Here is a 19010-nt window from a genome sequence, read left to right on the forward strand (position 1 = left end):
AGTGGAAATCCATCGTCCAAATGAATACCTTTCCTCTATTTTAAAAATGGAGAATAGAGAGATTATTACACATAAAATTCATCGGAAAAATTATGTTCCCTCTCCAGAAATGCTTTCAATTAACATTGATCCTGTTACAAAACAACAATACTATACTTTTCATTGGAAAACAGGGAATGTTCCACCAAATATAGAGATTGATATTTCTACTGACTATTATTTATCATCAAAATTAAAAGATAAACAAAAATTTGGAACAAAGCTCCATAACCACGATTTTTTTGAAATTGTATATGTATATTCTGGAAAATGTATGAGTTTAATATCCGGAAAAGAACAAATGTTATATTCAGGGGATATTTGTCTTTATAATCTACAGGCAATCCACAGGTTACAAAGATTTCAGCCAGAAGACACTGTATTTAATATATTAATACGACAAGATCTATTTCAACGTTCCTTTTTGGATATGCTTGCGGAAAATGATATGATTACTGACTTTTTTATTCAGTCGATTTATACCATCAACAACCGTGCAGGTCAAATTGTATTACATCCTGATCCAAATTATCATTGTGAAAAAATTATTCAGTCCATGATAGAAGTTTTTTATCGTGATGAACCTATGAGCCACAGTATGATGAAAGCATTATTGGTCCTACTTCTAGGAGAAATGACAAAACAATATCGGAGCCATTTTGATATGCTAGGAGATACAGATTCAAATAGGCTAAAACTTTCTGATGTGATTTCCTATATTAATGAGCATTATGAGAGTATTACATTAGAAGAATTGTCTGCACATTTTGGTTATACAACTCGTTCTATGGCACGGTATTTCCAAAGGTATAGTAACACATCTTTTAAAGAAATAGTACAGCATTTCCGTTTCCATCAGGCATGCAGCTATTTACAGGATAGTATAAAGACTATACAGGAGATAGCGGAAATTGTGGGGTATTCAGAGCGCTCCAGTTTTGAACGGGCTTTTAAGCAAAAATATAGAATATCTCCAGTAGAATACCGGAAACGGTATCAAAATAAAATGTCAAAAAGCACAAAAATAGATGGTTAAGTTTGTGGAATAAAGGTATTACAATTTGAATAAAAAAAGATTATAATAAATATGCCAGTAATTGTATTGATCTCTGAAAGGAGGTCAAGAAAATATTCCTATTGTATTTATAGTACAATGGGACGATTCTGTGATGTTATGAAAACTGGCGTTTTTTATTTTAATCAAGAATCCATACACCCAAAGCTATAAGATATTCCTTATAGCTTTGGGTGTTTTGTTTTTATAACTAGAACAGAACCATTTTATCAACAATTTTAATTTAAACCATTTAGGAGGAAGAAACATGAGTATGAAAAAAAGGATATTATCTTTATTGTTGGCAGGCGCCATATGTGCTACAACAATGTTATCTAGCACAACTGTTTTGGCAATAGAAAATAATCCAGAACAAAATCTTACCCAATTTGAACAAGAATTTAAAAATCCAGACAACGATGCCAAAGCGTATAGTCGTTGGTGGATTAATCCAGGCAGAATGCCAGAAGAAGAAGTCCGTCGTTTGGTTCGCCTTATGGCAGATAGTGGTATTGGCGGAGTTGAATTGGTTTCTCTGGATCCTAAAGTAAAAATTAATACACCAGAATGGAACGAGTATATAAAATGGATATTAGAAGAAGCAAAAGATTGTGGCATTCAAGTTGATTTCACTCTTGGGCAACTTTGGCCAATTGCAACACCAGATATTATAGATATCAATGATGAAAGAGCAGAACAGGCACTGTACTTTAAAGATGTGGATTTTAATATAAATTCATCCAATATGGTTTATCAATCCAATCAATTTCAATTTCCAGATGAAGGATTTGATCAAAACCGTACATTTAAATTGACAGCTATAACAGCAGCAAAAAAACTAGATACTGGAAATTATGACCCTGCTTCTGCAGTTAATTTAATGGATATTTCTAGTGGTGCTATCGTAGATACTGAAACTGGAGCAGTAAAATGGACAGCTCCAACAGAGGGAAATTGGAGCATATTCTATATGTACCAACAATCAACAGGTAAAACTGTTGGCTCTGGATTTGAAGAAGTTGTAATTAATCATATGGATATAGAAGCAACAAAAGCAGTCATTAAAAATTGGGAAGATGCTATGAACGATGACCCAGAACTAACAAATATGTATGAAGAAAATGGTGGTAGTATCTTTGGCGATTCTTTAGAATTAGGCGATAATCTGTTGTGGACAACAGACATGCTTTCTGAATTTAAAGAACGTAGAGGATATGATTTAACTCCATATTTGCCTACTATTTCTATGCCTAGTTATTGGCGTGGGGCTGCTGATATTGACGAAACTTCAAATTATGAATTTGAAGGGGTTGGTTATCAAATCCGACTAGATGTTTACAAAACTATGACAGAGTTATATACAGAAAATCATGTATCTGTCTTTCGAGATTGGGCTCATTCCCATAATATGACCTTACGCTATCAGGGCTCATATAATGCACAGTTTGAAATTACAGAAAGTTCTTTGGCATCTGATATTACTGAAACAGAAGCTTGGGGACATAAAGATACAATTGATGCTTACCGCTTACAAAGTGGTGTAGCACATATGAAAGGAGATCAGATCTATTCGTCTGAATCTGCTGAAACAAACACTACTTCATGGAGGCAGACATGGACTGGTTCTGATCAAAAAAATAATAATGATCCCTATACCCAAAACGATCCAGGTTTATTCCACTATATAAACAGATTATTTGTAACAGGGGTAAATAAGAACATATTACATGGTTTTTCTGGTAAAGTTTATGATCTTGATGGACTATATTACCCAGAAAAAAAATCATGGCCAGGTTATGGAACCATGTGTGGTATGGGATATTCCAATGAATGGGATGATAAAACACCATTATGGGAAGTTGTTAAAGAAATGACAGATTATATGTCACGTGCCCAAATGGTATTACAGCAAGGGCAAGGGGATATTGACTTGGCTATGTACAGGTTATACTATCGGGATAATTATACTGGTGTTGAGCCAGAGGTTACAGATTTAGAATATGCAGGATATTCTTATGATTATATCACCCCTGCTTTGTTGGAACTTCCAAATGCCACTGTTGGAATAAACGAAGGGCAAACTGTTTTGGCTCCATATAGTTTAAATGATGATGGTACTTTGGATACTTCTTCGGAAGGACCATCCTATAAAGCTTTGGTGTTAGACCAAAGGATGAATCAGATAAGTGGTGAAAAACAGGCCTCTGACATGCCTTTGGATACCGCAAGACAAATTTTAGAATATGCAAAATCAGGTTTACCTATTTTTATTGTAGGGAAAGCGCCAACTAGAACGGATTCTTATCCAGGTTCTGATGAAGAGGTTGGAGCCATTGATGCATTGGAATCCGCGAATCAAGAGTTACAGGCAATCATTGAAACATTGCAAACTATGCCCAATGTAAAAACGGTATCCGACCGTACAGAGCTAATATCAGCATTGGAAGATTTTAATATTCTTCCTGATGCAGCTCCAGAAGAACCATCTAGCAATTTATTCTACCATCGAACTACAGAAGAAGCAGAACTGTATTATATTTATAACAATAGTTTAACAGAAGCAACACAACAGACCATAACATTTCAAGGAGAAGGCTTCCCTTATTTGCTTGATCCATGGAGTGGAGAAATCACACCAATAGCGGAATATACAAAACAAGATGATCAAGTAACTATGGAAATAGAGCTGGAACCTGGAGATACTAAGTTTATTGCCATTGCAAAACCAGGTTGGAGTAGCAAACAGCCAGAACAATCTGCTATCCAAACAGATGCGGATAGCCTAAGTTATGACCAGGATGGAAATCTTGTGATGCATACAACATTGGCAGGAAATTATACAGTAACACTATCGGATGGTAACGCAATAAATGTTATAGTGGATGCGGCAGAAAATCCAATCAACTTAAATCATTGGGAAATGACTCTCCACGAATGGGCTCCACTATTAGAGGAAGAAGATTGGGTAGAACCAGGCGATTATTTAAAAACCCAAATTATTGATAAAGGTCCATATACATTAACAGAGTTAGTACCTTGGTACGAAATTTCAGAAGATTTAGCACGTTCTGGAGGAATAGGGGAATACAATACTTCATTTGAACTGGAAAAAGGCTGGAAAGAAGGTCAGGGTGCCATCCTAAAGTTTACTCAGGTTTCTGATGGAATGAAACTTTATGTAAATGGTGCAAAAGTGTGGATTAATCAATTTTCCAACCAGGCAGATATAGGTCCATATCTAGTATCTGGAACCAACACCATTAAAGTAGAAGTAAACTCCAGTTTGGCAAACTATAAGTTTGGTACAACGGATAGTCAAACTTATGCATTTGGCATTATTGGAGAAGTTACCTTGACACCATATATCCAAACAGAAGTAAATACAGTGGAAACAAATAAATCGATCTTAAACTCTGTCATTGCATATGCAGATGCTGCAAAAGAAAGCGGGGAATATGATGATGCTATTGAATCGGTGCAAAAATCTTTTGATGAAGCACTAGAAAACGCTAAAACAGTAGCAGCAGATAAAAATGCAAGTCAAGAAGTAATTGATGAAGCATGGAAAATATTGCTGAATGAAATTCACAAATTAGGTTTTGTAGCTGGTGATAAAACAGAGTTAGCAAGCTTAATCGCAGCGGCGGAAGAAATCGATCTGAGCAAATATATAGAAGCCGGTCAAGCGGAATTTACTGCAGCATTGGAAGCAGCACAAAAAATCTATCAAGATGGAGACGCTATGCAGGTGGAAATCAACGAAGTAGCAGATAACCTGTTAAATGCAATGCTGAACCTAAGGTTTAAAGCAGACAAATCCATTTTAGAAGAAGTAGTACAAGAAGCAGAAAAAGTGGACGCAAATGCATATACAGAAGAAAGTTATGCGGTATTACAATCAGTAGTAGAAAAAGCAAAAGAAGTAATAGCGGATGAAAACGCTACTCAAGAACAAGTAGATGCAGCAGTATCAAGTGTACAAGAAGCAATGAAAGGGTTAGTAGCAGTAGAAAGGCCAACTACCGAAACACCAGCAGATAACAACGCGGATGGTACACAAGCAGGACAGGAAATCACTACAACTAAAGCGAACGCAGCAAGAACCGGTGACTTTACTCCAATCGCAGGAGTAATGGCATTGGCATTAGCAGGTGCAGCATTATTACTCACTTATAAAAGAAAATAGTGATTTTTCCTTTATAAAAAATAACCCCAACTATTGAAGTTGGGGTTATTTTAATGGTACATTTTGGCATGAAAAATCCTCTAGTTTTACCGAGGAAGAAAAAGAATCGTGTGACAATTATATCAGTGAGTTTTATATGAGTTAAAAAAGAAAAGGCTGTGCAGAAAAATAGCGAAATAAAATAATACTAATTTTATTCGCTTACGGGTGGCAGTGCGTGTAATATAATAATATAATTCAGTATGTGCATAAAAGTCGAGGGCTGTGTAAGCCACCAATCGAACTGCTAGATTTGGCTATAGTGGGTATTTTCAAGCATTTGATTTATGCTGGTTCCGATACGCCCGTGGAGAAATTCCAAACTTCTTTTTAAAAATTTTTCGGAAATAATTTACATCACTATATCCAAGCCGTTCTGATATCTCCTCCAAAGAAAAATTGGAATGAATTAAATAACTGGTTGCATTCTGCATTTTTAAATTGTAAATCAAATCGCTATAGCAATAACCTGTATACCGTTGGAGATATTGGGATAAATAGTTGGAGGAATAGCCAAACTGTTTTGCGGTTTCTGATAAGTTAGTAGTAGCATAATGAGTACATAGATAGGACAAAATTTTTGTGACATCTTCTGGTATGTTATGTTCATTCTGTGCGAATTTTTCTGTTTGCTGCCGTGCGAATAATGACCATAGCTCAATTAATTTTGCATATAAAACCTGTTGGGAATACTGCTGTCCTTGGTAATACTCTAATATCATTTGTTGTAAAATAAAATTAATTTGTGGTGTATTGTCAAACAGTAAGTAGGGGTTTAATGGCCCCATACCAAGGCTATTATCCAAAAATAAATTGATAAGATTTGAATTTCCAGGAGAATACCCACTTAAAATTTCCGCGGAAAACTCTTTTCGGATTAAAATATTAAACAGCAGTGTATCGGGGTCAGAAATTTTGGGATCATGATAGGCATAAGGATTCATCAGAAGGATTTGGTTACAGCCTTGTTGTATCGTAGTATCCTGCAAAATATTTTTTACACCACCTCGGTAAAGATAGTTGATCTCATAAAAATCATGATAATGGAAATGCTGTACCTTTCGTTGCGATATAGGTGCATATTTTGTATCCGGCCAATGAAGAAATACAGAGATATTTTCATTAGGCTTCATTACATATTCCCCTAAGAGCTGAACATAAGAAGATGTCTCCTTTTTCTCAGAATGTTGTGTCGACATAGAGGAAAGTATATTTGGTAAATTATGGATTAATTTTTGGATAATTGGATCAAGATATCCTGTTAATAAATCGCAAGAAGTAAGTGCTTGATTAATTTCGTCCATATTTTTTCTCCTCCTTTTTCTTATTTTAGAATAACATAAATATCATAAAATATCTATATATCTCAATTTTTATGTTAAATATCCTGTTAAAACACCAGTTTTAGAGAGGATTATTATCTGTTTTTGAATTTTTTAGCATGATATAATGATGACGAAAGTTATACATACAATTATTTTAAGTTATTTTTAGGAGGAAAATCACATGAAAGGAAGAAAGTTTCGAGCAAAAAAAGTGTTGTCACTTTTGATGTGTCTTTCTTTGGCAGCTGCTACCTGTATTACTTCAGTAGGTGCTATGTCCACAGAGCCACATCCAAATTCTTTCGTAGAAAAAATGAATGGGCTTTTTCAAAATCCAGTGATGGAATACCGCCCAGAAATACGCTGGTGGTTAGCAGAAGGTTCCCACACGGATGAAACACTAAAAGAATCCATCCAGGAATTATATCAGGATGGGTATGGAGCCATTGAGTTTGTTACCTTAGATGAATCCGCGTATTTGGATAATGCCACATATGCCTGGGGTTCGGAAGAATGGGTACATGACTCCCACTTAATTGTAGAGGAATGTACCAAACTGGGTATGGGAGTTAGCTTTACCAGCGGAACCCATTGGTCAACAGCCAATTTAACTACGATTACACCGGATGATCCAGCAGCATCCCAGGAATTAGGTTACCGTACTGTTAATTTAACTGCTGGTCAGCAATTTAGTGGCGTCCTTCCCACACCGGAATTAACCGTAAACGCTACCAAGATGCGTTTAGTCGAAGTAGTAACAGCAAAGAAAACTTCTGTATCAGAAGATGGGAAAACCATCCGCCTGGATCCGGATTCTCTAACTGATATCACAGATACTGCTGTACAACAGCTAGATGGAACATGGACAATAGATTATACAGCCCCCATAGATGGAGATTATATTTTATTTTCCTTTTGGCAGTATGGCACCAGTGAAACCTATAAGCCAGCTTCCACTGGAGAAGCATACACCATTAACTATTTTTCTAGAGAAGGCGCCGATGCTTTAATTGAATATTGGAATGAAAACGTCCTCACTCCAGATTTACAACAGATGATCCAGGAAAACGGGGATATATCCCTTTATATGGATTCTTTGGAATTGAGTACCCGCGGTACAAATTCTACCGGAAACCTGTGGTGTGATGATTATGAAAAAGAATTTTCTTCTAGAAGGGGTTATGATGTTGGAAAATATCTACCTATCTTCACACTACAATCCAATGTTACTTTTATGTCTGAACCTTTATACTCTTATACATTAGAAGGGGAAGAAGACTTATGTAATAAATTGAGGAATGATTTGTATCAAACCAATACTGAATTGTATATGGAAGAATGTTTGGATGTACTGACAGAATGGCTGCATCGTTTTGGGATGACCTTACGTGCGGAAAATTCCTATGGCTATTTCTTCGAAATTTCTCAACCAGTAAAATCATTGGACTATGTGGAAACAGAATCTTTGGAGTTTAATACAGAGCCAGACATGTACCGCTCCCAAGGCGGGGCTGCCCACTTATATGGAAAAACTTATTCCAGCGAAACTGGTGCGTTGGGTGGAGAAAACTACTACCGCAATCATGAATACTACCGCCAAATTTTCTATACCCAATTTGCGGCTGGTATCCAAAGGACCGTATTACATGGCTATTCTTCCGCTTACGGGCCAGAACAAAATTGTTCCTGGCCAGGGTATGAAGGTATGATGCCATTTTTCTCAGAGCGGTTTAGTAAACGCCAACCAGCCTCTCTGGATTATCCTGAAATCAATCAGCATTTAGCACGTATCCAAACAGCGTTGCGCCAAGGTACAGTAAAAATGGATTTGGGAATTTTAAGGAATGACTACTATATTAACAACGCTTCCGAATTTCAGCGCCCATTTGAGGAAAATTATTTACACAATCACAAGGCATTTTATTGGCAGGATATGACGTTGCAAGATGCGGGATACACTTATGACTATTTTTCACCAATGCTATTGCAAGACAACGAAATCACCTGTACAAACGGACAAATCCAGGCAGATGGTGTAGGCTATCAAGGATTGATTGTTTATCAGGAAGAGCTTCCTTATGAATCGGCTCAGGTATTATACCAATGGGCAAAAGATGGCCTACCAGTTGTCATTGTCGATGGTGAAACACAGGAAGAAATCCGCAATAATATGATAAAAGTTAATACCAGTGCGGCAATTCAAACACCATTCAACGATGGAAAAGATGAGCAGCTAATCCAGTTAATGGATCAAATCAAGCAATTGGAGAATGTGGCTGTTGTCAATCAGGCCGAAGATACCTATGAAGCTCTAATGCAACTGGGCATCCGTCCACGTGCTGAATATGTAGAATCCAATGATTCTCTACTTAGTGTACTGCATCAAGCAGAGGATGCTAGCTATTTATACGTTTACAACTATATGTATGAAGAGGAACAAAACGATATCGGTCAGATTTCTTTGGATGGTATTTATAAACCATATGCTCTGAATACTTGGACAGGAGAAATTACAGAATTAGCGGAATATTCCTATCAAGGCAGCAGGACAATTTTAAATGTAGACCTAGCACCAGGTGACATCATGGTGTTCGTGTTAGATCCAAACGATCAAGGAGAAAAAACAGTTGTTTCTTCTGAAAACGTGGACAAAGTAACCGTAGAAAATGGAAACACCACCATGTATGTCGCAAATTCTGGCAAAGCTGTATTGAATTACAGTGATGGAACCAGCTATACAGAAGAAGTATCTGTTCCAGAAGATATCCAATTAGATAACTGGAATTTGTTGGTACAGGATTGGCAGCCTGGTGATAAAATAACCCGTACTGAAGACAGAGGTTTTGGATATACAACAACTGAAGTAACTTATGATACCAACAAGGTTGATATCAACGTAGGACAAACAGATCTGATTCCATGGAAAGATATCCCACAAGTAGGTGGAACCGTATCTGGCGTTGGAAGTTATACTACTACTTTCACCTTACCAGAAAATTGGGATAATTCTCTTTATTCATTGCGGTTCCAAGCGGATTCCTTTAGTGGTGGTACAGCCGCAATTTTCATAAATGGAAAACAGGTTAACGGAAATATGGATAATTGCACAGCCGACCTTTCTGAATTTGCCCAACCTGGCGAAAATACAATTGAAGTTCGGGTAACCAGCAGTTTAAGGAACAGAATGTATGATTTAGGTTATGATGTAAACTGGACGATGTGGCATCAAACCCCAGAAATTGATTCTTATGGAATGGTGGGAGATACTACTCTAAAGGTATACACAAAAGTAGTAGGACAATCTACTGACCAACCTTCTTCTGATAATCCGGAATCTCCTTCTACTAATGAACCTACAAATTCACCTCAGACAGGAGATGCTGCTCCAATAATAGGGATCACTGTATTGACAATGGCAAGTGCAACAATGTTGATCTTCCGTAAGAAGAAATAGATGAATGGTTAGCTATTAATAACAGAAGAACCAATTTTGGTTCTTCTGTTATTTGTTTAATGTCTTTAGGCGAAACAAAACTCCTGGTAAAACCAGGAGTAAATAAAAAAGTCTTGGAAAAATGAGAAAATTTTACAGATGAAGAGTGCATTCTGCTTTAGAATTAAATAAAAGATTTTAGAAAAAAAATTCGGGGATTTTTTCATACAATATTCATTCTAGACAAGGTGTATAGAATGAAAATCAAAACGGGTTTACCAGTAATAGAGCAAGCGATACGATGGTAGTTTTTCGATATCCCTATCCCTTTGGGATCTGAGCAAACTGCTAGTTTACTAGTGGTTTAGATTTTTCATTTAGTAATATTATAGTTTCCAAAATAAATTTTATAGATTCAATGATGTAGTTAAAATAGTAATAAAATTAGTAATTATTATTTATAATAGTAGACTATACACATCAAAAGAAAAGATTTTTCAAGGAGATTTCAATAAACGTTCCAATAATTTTAAGCATTTTTATGATATTCTTTTTGACTTAAAATTAATATGATAAAAAAGACACCTACAAAAATGTAGGTGTCTTTTTACCTAAATGCTGAAAAATTACAGCAGTTCTTTTCTTAATTCTGCTCCGGATTTTGCGGATAAATAAGCAGGTGGTACATCTAAAACGGTTTTCGCGCCAGTCACTCCTTCTTGGGACATACGATAAGCCGCACGCGCATAAGCAACTAAAACACTTCCAGTAAATTCTGGATTGGATTCCAGTTTTAAGTTATATTCAATAATCTGTTTTGTTTCCTGGTTTGCTCCGGTTTTTCCACTGCGGATGACAAAGCCGCCATGTGGCATACCACTGTGTTTTTCGTTTAATTCTTCTTGGGAAATAAAATGAACCACAGTATCATAATCGGAAAAATAGTTTGGCATTGTTTTAATTTCTTGCTCAATTTTAGCAGTATCTGCTCCTGGTTTTGCAACTACAAAACATTCACGCAGATGTTTTTCCCTAGTAGTCAACTCTGGATTGCTACCAGAACGAACTTCTTCTACTGCTTTCTCAATTGGAATGGTGTACTGCTTTGCGTCTTGGACACCTTCAATTCTACGGATTGCATCAGAATGTCCTTGGCTAATTCCTTTTCCCCAAAAAGTATAGTCTTTTCCGTTTGGCAATACAGCACCAGCATACATACGGTTTAATGAGAACAAACCTGGATCCCAACCTACAGAGATAATGCCAACTTTTCCAGCGGCTTTTGCAGTTTGATCCATACGTTCAAAATATTCAGGAATTTTTGCGTGGGTATCAAAACTATCAATTGTATGAAACAATTTTACAAATTCAGGACCTTGTTTAGGAAGGTCAGTAGCGCTGCCACCACAGAGAATCATAACATCGATATCATTTGTCATTTTAGCAGCATCGTCAATATGATAAGCTTTTGTTTCTGGGCGAATTGTTTTTACATCTTGAGGTTGACGACGGGTAAATACACCAACTAGTTCCATATCTGGGTTTTGAGCAATTGCCATTTCGACGCCTTTTCCCAAGTTACCGTAACCAGCGATGCCAACTCTAATCTTTGTCATAGAAAAACAGCTCCATTCTTTTCAAAATCTACCTTTGCAATTTGCCGGAAATCAATTGGAAACATTCAAAATTCATTCTAAAGGATTGTATTTGTTTTCCGTTTAAAAAGGATATTTTAAGTAAATCAATTTACTTTTTAGTTTATTATAACGCACATTAATCAGGAACGCAAGGGGGAAAAGCAAAATTTTTATAAAACAAAAATAGGATTTTTCATTTTCTTAATATTTTGCCAATGCATTCTATTTTTAATCATGTTTTGCAAAAAAAGATTTTTAAACTTGCAGAATTTTTGTTTTTATCAAAAAGAGGACAAGAAAAATAGCATTTTAAAAAGTACTTTAAAGGGGCTGTATGGACAAAATATTTCCTTCTGTAGAAAGGGTAACTACCTTTCCTAAAATTTGTTTTCTAGCTTTTTGCAGTGCTGTTTTTACTGCGTACTCCATTCCACCACAACAAGGTACTTCCATACGGGTTACGGTGATTTCTTGAATCTCGTTATGTTGAAAGATTTCCACTAATTTTTCAGAATAATCTACCATATCTAGTTTTGGACATCCAATTAAAGTAATAGCTCCTTTCATAAATTGTTGGTGAAAATTGGCGTAGGAATAAGCAGTACAATCGGCTGCAATTAAAAGGTGAGATTGATGGAAATAAGGAGCATTGACAGGAGCAAGTTTAATTTGAACCGGCCATTGGGACAAACAGCTTCCTTCCATTGGAGGGAAAACTATAGTTTCGTTTTGCAATTGTTTGGATTGGGAGCCTGGACATCCGGAATGATTGGCTCGTTTTTTCTGGTTTGCTTTTACAGCTTGTTCGTCATAGGCAGCAGCTTCTCGTTCTTCAAAGGAGATTGCGTTGGTTGGGCAGGTCGGAAGGCAATCTCCCAATCCGTCACAATAATCATCTCGGAGTAAAACAGCTTTACCATTCACTAAGCCAATAGCGTTTTCATGGCAAGCGGTGACACAGGCACCACATCCATTGCATTTTTCTTTATCAATTTTAATAATTTTTCGAACCATATTTTATATCCCTTTCTAATTTTTCGTTGATAAGATCAGTTGAGTTTTTATATACACGGTTTTTGTTGTGCTTATCATTTTTTATAAAATGCTGTTTTTACTGTGGTTTTATTATAAACGATTGTTTGATTAATTTCCGTTGTTAAAACAACAAAAATGAAATTTTATCTTTTTTTATTAAAAATATGGATGGTTGGAAAAAAACAATAAAGGCAATAAAAATATGATTTATTTCCTACTCCTATATAAAAAAACAGGCAGCTCATAGGAAACTGCCTATTTTTTGATTTCTTCTATACTAAAATAAATACTTTAGAAAAAATTATTTTTTCTTTTGTACTGCTAAAATGCCCAATGCAGAAACGATAAATAAGCTAATAGCGATTGGGAAAGTATCGCCAGTAGCAGGAGAGGAAGTAGATGGAGGAGTAGAAGGGTTGGATTCTTGTTTATCTGTATCAGAATTGGTCTGTTTTCCAGTAATATCTATTAGGTTTGCCTGCTGTGCAGCAGCTTCAAATTGTCCTGTTTTGATAAATGCAATGAGTGCTTCTTCGCAAGTACCATATTCATATAGGGTAGGGGTACCAACAATTTCTGGATAGTCCTCATCGGAAATGACATAGTTATTGGTAGCAACACGGTAAGTTTTGGAGAGATCTATGTTTTCTCCTCCAATTTTTGCTTGCACAATACGGCTACCTGCTGGTTTTGTGGTATCGTACTCTACCTGAATTCCCCCAAATTGCAAGACGCTTCCGCTGTTATCCGGCCATTGATATTGGTATGGATCCTCTCCATTGGCAACCGCTTCTTTTTGTTTGTCGTATACCTGATTACACTGGATACTTAAATCAATAGAATGTTCCACCATGGATAAAATCTGTTCCCCAGTCAATTCGTGTACTACCAGTAAATTTCCATAAGGGGAAATGCTGATGATATCCTGGTAGGTAATTTCCCCATTTGGAATACCGCCACGGATGCCGCCTGCGTTTTCAAACGCAACATCCGCCCCGGTTAAATCCAAATATGCTGCGGTGACAATCCTGCCAATTTCCTGTTCCTGTACACGGATTTCCTCCCAGGAATAAAGGTATTCTTTTTGGCTAACACCAATTACCTGTGATAGAGTAACATCTTCCCGTTGCTCAATCGCCTGGATCTCGGCATCAACAGTGGGGTCGGAGAGGGATGTGGTATCTTCGGCGGAAAGAAATGTTTCTGTTGTTTTGGTTTGATCCACTATTTTTGTTTCAGTATCATAGGTAAGGGACAATACACCAATATTCTGAAAATAGTATCCAGCCTCTACTACCGGAACATCCTTTCCTTGCTGGTCAGGATAGGTTTTGTTGATTAAAATATGTTCATGCCCAGCAATGACTGCGTCAACCCCTTGAATGTTGGAAACAAAGCCCTCGCAATCCGCCTGATGGGTCATGGCGATAACAATATCGCAGTTTTCGGTTTTGCGCAGGGTTGCCGCAATTTCCGTTGCTTTTGCCGCTTCCTCTGTAAAGGTGATCCCTTCTACGTTGGAAGATACGGTAGAAGAATAGAACTGGTCATCAATGACTCCAAATACGCCCACTTTTAACATGGTACCATTGTCAGCCTGTACTTCTTTTACGAAGTAAGGGGTATTAAAAAACGGGGTATTGCCATCTTGATTTACAACATTGCCAGCGAGGATAGCAAAATCATGTTGTTCGTCTAACTGTTTTAATTGGTCTTTCCCATAACTCCAATCGTGGTTTCCTGGTGTCATGGCATCGTAACCTACAGCGTCCATCAATTCGGCGATGCTTTCTCCTTTTTCAATAGTAGCGAAAGCCTGCCCATGAAAGGTATCTCCAGCATCTAAAATAAGGTCAGCCTCTTGTTGGTCGATAGCCGCTTTTAACGCGGAAAATCCAATTTGTCCTCTATCTGTTTTGGTGTAATAACCGTGAATGTCATTGGTATGTACTATGCGGATGGTGGCTTCGCTGGAATTGGCGGATTCAGCGGATACTTGGAATTCCATAGTGAACATGCCAACGAGAAAAGAAACAACGGTTATCATTGCAATAATGCGTTTTTTCATAAACTCAACTCCTATTTAAATATTGTGAAAAACCATAATTCTCATATCAGCAGAGTTATACTTCATCTTAGTTTATCATACTATATGAAATATGAAAAATCAAGAAAAAAGGTTGCCTTATTAAGGCAACCTTTCGGAGATTAAGATAAACGGTTTTTGAAATCCTGGTAACCAAATGTTTTTATGAGATGTTCATTTCCGGATTTATCTCGATATACAATAGAAGGCAATGGCATTCCATTGAAAGTATTGGTCTTTACCATGGTATAAAGCGCCATATCTTCAAATACGATTTTATCCCCTATATTTAATGGAGTATCAAAAGAATAATCACCAATCACATCCCCAGCCAAACAAGTGGGACCCGCTAGGCGATAGGTATAAGATTTTTCGTCTGGTTGTCCACTTTGCTGTACAGGAGGACGGTAAGGCATTTCTAAAACATCCGGCATATGGCATGCGGCGGAAGTATCTAAAATTGCGATTGAAATCTGATTTTGTACGATTTCTAAAACACTGGATACCAAGAATCCTGCGTTTAATACCACTGCTTCGCCGGGTTCCAAATAAATCTGAACACCGTAAGTTTTCTGCAAATGCTGTATAATTTTGATTAACCGCTGGATATCATAATCCGAGCGGGTAATATGATGTCCACCACCCAGGTTAAGCCATTTCATTTGGGAAAGATACTTGCCAAATTTTTGTTCCAGTGCATTTACGGTGATTTCTAAGTCATCTGAGTTCTGCTCGCACAAAGTATGGAAATGAAGTCCATCCAATAGAGGAAGGAGAGTTTCATCAAATTGTTCCAATGTGGTACCCAGACGAGAACCAGGGGAACAAGGGTCGTAGATTGCGTGTCCTTCTTGGGTGGAACATTCCGGATTTAAGCGTAAGCCTACAGATTTACCTGCTTGTTTGGCAATAGCAGCGTATTTTTTAAGCTGGGGAGGGGAGTTGAATACAATATCATCCACGTATTGTAAAATCTCCTGGAATTCATCTTCCCGATAAGCCGGAGAGAAAATATGGGTCTCTCCACCAAACTCTTCTTTTCCCAATTTGGCTTCGTATAATCCACTGGCTGTTGTGCCCGCCAGGTATTGGCGTATCAGCGGATACACCGAGAACATGGAGAACGCTTTTTGGGCTAATAAAATTTTACACCCTGTCTGTTGGGACACCTGCTTTAAAATCTCCAGGTTATGCAGTAGCAAATTTTCGTCCACTAAAAAGTAAGGGGTACGGATAGAAGGATTGATTTTATATTCCATTAGTCCACCAACACTGGATTGTGAGATTCCTTCCAAGGCAATCCCCATTTGTTTAATGCTTCCATAAATGGATCTGGGTCAAATTCCTCAATATTATGAACCCCTGGTTTGTTCCATGTCCCAGTCATAATCATCATAGCGCCGATCATAGCGGGTACCCCTGTGGTGTAAGCAACTGCTTGGGAGCCAACTTCTTTGTAGCATTCCTGATGGTCACAGATATTGTACAAATAATATGTTTTTTCTTTGCCATCTTTTTTCCCTTGGAAAATACATCCAATATTGGTTTTACCAACAGTACGTGGTCCTAAAGTAGAAGGGTCTGGTAATACAGCTTTTAAGAATTGCAGTGGAATAATTTCTTTTCCTTCATACAGAATGGGTTCAATAGAAGTCATGCCTACATTTTCCAGACATTTTAAATGGGTAAGATAGCTCTGGCCAAAGGTCATAAAGAAACGGATGCGTTTGATTCCTGGAATATTCAGAGCCAGGCTTTCGATTTCTTCATGGTGGAGCAGGTACATATCCTTTTCTCCAACTCCTTCAAAGTTGTAAACCCGTTTAATTTCCATTGGTTTTGTTTCTACCCAATGGCCGTCTTCCCAGTAGGAGCCGTTTGCGGAAACTTCACGGATGTTGATTTCTGGGTTAAAGTTGGTAGCGAATGGATAACCATGGTCTCCGCCATTGCAGTCCAGAATATCAATATAATTGATTTCATCAAATTCATGCTTTAGGGCGTATGCAGAGAATACTCCTGTAACCCCTGGGTCAAATCCACTACCCAGCAGAGCAGTAATACCAGCCTGTTCAAACCGTTCCCGGTAAGCCCACTGCCAACTGTATTCAAATTTCGCAGTATCCTCTGGTTCGTAGTTAGCAGTGTCAACATAATGGGTTTTGGTTGCCAGGCAAGCATCCATAATGGTTAAATCCTGGTAAGGTAACGCCAAGTTTAACACAACATCCGGTTTTTCCTGATTGATTAACGCAATCAGTTGGTCCACGTTATCTGCGTCTACCTGTGCTGTAGTGATTTTTGTTTTTGTAGTATCTTGTAATTTTTCTTTTAATGCATCGCATTTGGATTTTGTCCGGCTGGCAATGCAGATTTCTTCAAATACCTCACTGTTTTGGCAGCATTTATGGATTGCAACAGAAGCAACCCCGCCACAACCAATAATTAAAGCTTTTCCCATGAATATCTCCTCCTAATGATTATTGTTGAAATGCCAACAGCATTTCACGGATAATTTTACAAGCGACCATAGTGGATACACCGCTTTGGTCATAATGTGGGCTTAATTCGTTTACATCGCAGGCAACTACATTCGCCTGGCTACAAACCAAAGTAGCGGCTTTTCGCAATTCCTCAAAACTGACTCCACCTGGTTCCGGTGTGCCAGTTCCAGGAAAAATAGAAGGATCTAGTACATCTAAATCCAAAGTGAAGTAAACCGGCTTTCCTTCCAGTTGTTTTATTACATGCCCTAAGCTTTCAAAATCAAATTTATGGGTAGTTACATGAGAATTTCCCCATTGGAATTCTTCCCGGTCCCCAGAACGGATACCAAACTGGAAAATACGGTTGTCCCCAATCAGGTCCCAGCAACGATGAAGTACACATGCGTGGGAGAGTTGTACCCCCAAATAATCGTCCCGAAGGTCTGCATGGGCGTCAAAATGGATGATATGGATATCAGGGTACTGTTTTGCCACAGCACGGAACGCGCCTAAAGTAACCAGATGTTCCCCTCCCAGCATAAATGGACGTTTGCTAGCCGCTAAAATTTCAGCGGTGTGTTGTTCAATCTGAGATAACGCCTGTTCAGTACTGCCAAAACAGAGTTCTAGATCGCCGCTGTCCATAATGGAACAGTCCAGCAAATCTTTGTCTTGATAAGGGCTGTAGGTTTCAATCCCAAAGGACTCTCCACGAATAGCACTGCTGCCAAAGCGGGTTCCTGGGCGATAAGATGTAGTGGAATCAAATGGGGCACCAAACAAAATAGTAGTTGCTTCGGAAAAATCTGCGTCACACGCCATAAAAGTTTCAATATTCTTGTTCAACATTTTTCAATAGCTCCTCAACATAGGCGGGGATATAAAAAGCGCCTTTATGCAATGTAGTAGTGTAGTATTTACAGGTAAGCGCGCGTAAATTCCATTCTGCTTCCCGCAAGTCACGCAATGGATGATATTTTTTGGATGCAAATCCAAACAACCAGTGGCCAGATGGATAGGTAGGGATGTGGGCTTGATATACTTTGCTGATTGGAAACGTTTCTACGATTCGTTTATGGGCCCTTTGGCAGGCAACAGCATCGTTATCATAAAAAGGGCTTTCGTGCTGGTTCACCATAATGCCATCCTCTTTTAATGCTTTAAAACAGTTTCCATAAAATTCTTTGGTAAACAGTCCTTCACCTGGACCGAATGGGTCGGTGGAATCCACAATAATTAAATCGTATTGATCCTCACAGGAACGGATAAATTTTAAGCCATCTTCATAATAAATGGAAACGCGGGGATCATCAAACCGGCATGCTGTTTGTGGAAGGTATTTTTTACAAACTTCCACTACTAGTTCATCAATTTCTACCAAGTCAATCTGTTCGATTTCTGGGTAGCGGACCAGCTCGCGGATGACGCCACCATCGCCAGCACCAATTACCAGAACATGTTTTACGTTTGGATGGACTGCCATTGGGACATGAGTAATCATCTCATGATAAATAAACTCATCCTTTTCGGTTAACATCATATATCCATCCAAAGTTAAAAAGCGGCCGAATTCAGGGGATTCAAATACATCAATCCGTTGGAATTCGCTTTTTCCACTATATAACTGCTTATCAACTCGTATGGATAATTTTACATTTGGTGTTTGTGATTCCGAAAACCAAAATTCCAT

Annotated in this window: 11 protein-coding genes; 3 read left to right on the top strand and 8 right to left on the bottom strand. The window is 37.9% G+C overall.

What is annotated here, in order from left to right; translation table 11 throughout:
• Position 1 precedes the first annotated feature (1 nt).
• Positions 2 to 1075: an AraC family transcriptional regulator gene (locus tag BQ2683_RS06535; RefSeq protein WP_069988216.1), complete on the top strand. Its 1074-nt coding sequence runs from the start codon at positions 2 to 4 to the stop codon at positions 1073 to 1075.
• Between the two features lie 286 nt (positions 1076 to 1361).
• A complete protein-coding gene (locus tag BQ2683_RS06540) occupies positions 1362 to 5279 on the top strand; it encodes a glycosyl hydrolase (RefSeq protein WP_069988217.1) in 3918 nt (1305 codons plus the stop codon).
• Positions 5280 to 5590: 311 nt separating this feature from the next.
• On the opposite strand, the gene BQ2683_RS06545 is transcribed toward BQ2683_RS06540, so the two are convergent.
• A complete protein-coding gene (locus tag BQ2683_RS06545) occupies positions 5591 to 6622 on the bottom strand; it encodes an AraC family transcriptional regulator (protein WP_069988218.1) in 1032 nt (343 codons plus the stop codon).
• A gap of 202 nt (positions 6623 to 6824) precedes the next feature.
• Here BQ2683_RS06545 and BQ2683_RS06550 point away from each other — a divergent pair, with 202 nt between their 5' ends.
• Positions 6825 to 10097 carry a glycosyl hydrolase gene (locus tag BQ2683_RS06550; RefSeq protein WP_069988219.1) on the top strand — a complete coding sequence of 1091 codons (3273 nt, stop codon included), beginning with the start codon at positions 6825 to 6827 and terminating at the stop codon, positions 10095 to 10097.
• A 605-nt stretch (positions 10098 to 10702) separates the two neighbouring features.
• Here the strand turns inward: BQ2683_RS06550 and BQ2683_RS06555 are convergent.
• The 7 genes from BQ2683_RS06555 to speE form a co-directional block, all read right to left on the bottom strand.
• Entirely contained in the window at positions 10703 to 11692 is a 990-nt protein-coding gene (locus tag BQ2683_RS06555) for a diaminopimelate dehydrogenase (protein WP_069988220.1), read from the bottom strand.
• Positions 11693 to 12034: 342 nt separating this feature from the next.
• Entirely contained in the window at positions 12035 to 12727 is a 693-nt protein-coding gene (locus BQ2683_RS06560) for an ATP-binding protein (protein WP_069988221.1), read from the bottom strand.
• A 322-nt stretch (positions 12728 to 13049) separates the two neighbouring features.
• Positions 13050 to 14816 (bottom strand): bifunctional metallophosphatase/5'-nucleotidase, encoded by a 1767-nt coding sequence (locus tag BQ2683_RS06565; protein ID WP_069988222.1) that lies wholly within the window; start codon positions 14814 to 14816, stop codon positions 13050 to 13052.
• Between the two features lie 140 nt (positions 14817 to 14956).
• Positions 14957 to 16093, bottom strand: a complete 1137-nt coding sequence (gene nspC, locus BQ2683_RS06570; protein WP_069988223.1) for a carboxynorspermidine decarboxylase — start codon at positions 16091 to 16093, stop codon at positions 14957 to 14959.
• The gene (locus BQ2683_RS06575) at positions 16093 to 17295 is read right to left on the bottom strand and encodes a saccharopine dehydrogenase family protein (protein ID WP_069988224.1); all 1203 of its coding nucleotides are present in this window, start codon (positions 17293 to 17295) and stop codon (positions 16093 to 16095) included. Before BQ2683_RS06575 ends, nspC begins: the two co-directional genes overlap by 1 nt.
• Positions 17296 to 17314: 19 nt before the next feature.
• On the bottom strand, positions 17315 to 18169 hold the full coding sequence (gene speB, locus BQ2683_RS06580; RefSeq protein WP_069988225.1) for an agmatinase: 855 nt from the start codon (positions 18167 to 18169) through the stop codon (positions 17315 to 17317).
• Positions 18150 to 19010, bottom strand: coding sequence for a polyamine aminopropyltransferase (speE, locus tag BQ2683_RS06585; protein WP_069988226.1), 861 nt, complete (start codon positions 19008 to 19010; stop codon positions 18150 to 18152). Before speE ends, speB begins: the two co-directional genes overlap by 20 nt.

The sequence above is a fragment of the Massilioclostridium coli genome (assembly GCF_900095865.1).
Classification (GTDB): domain Bacteria; phylum Bacillota; class Clostridia; order Oscillospirales; family Ruminococcaceae; genus Massilioclostridium; species Massilioclostridium facile.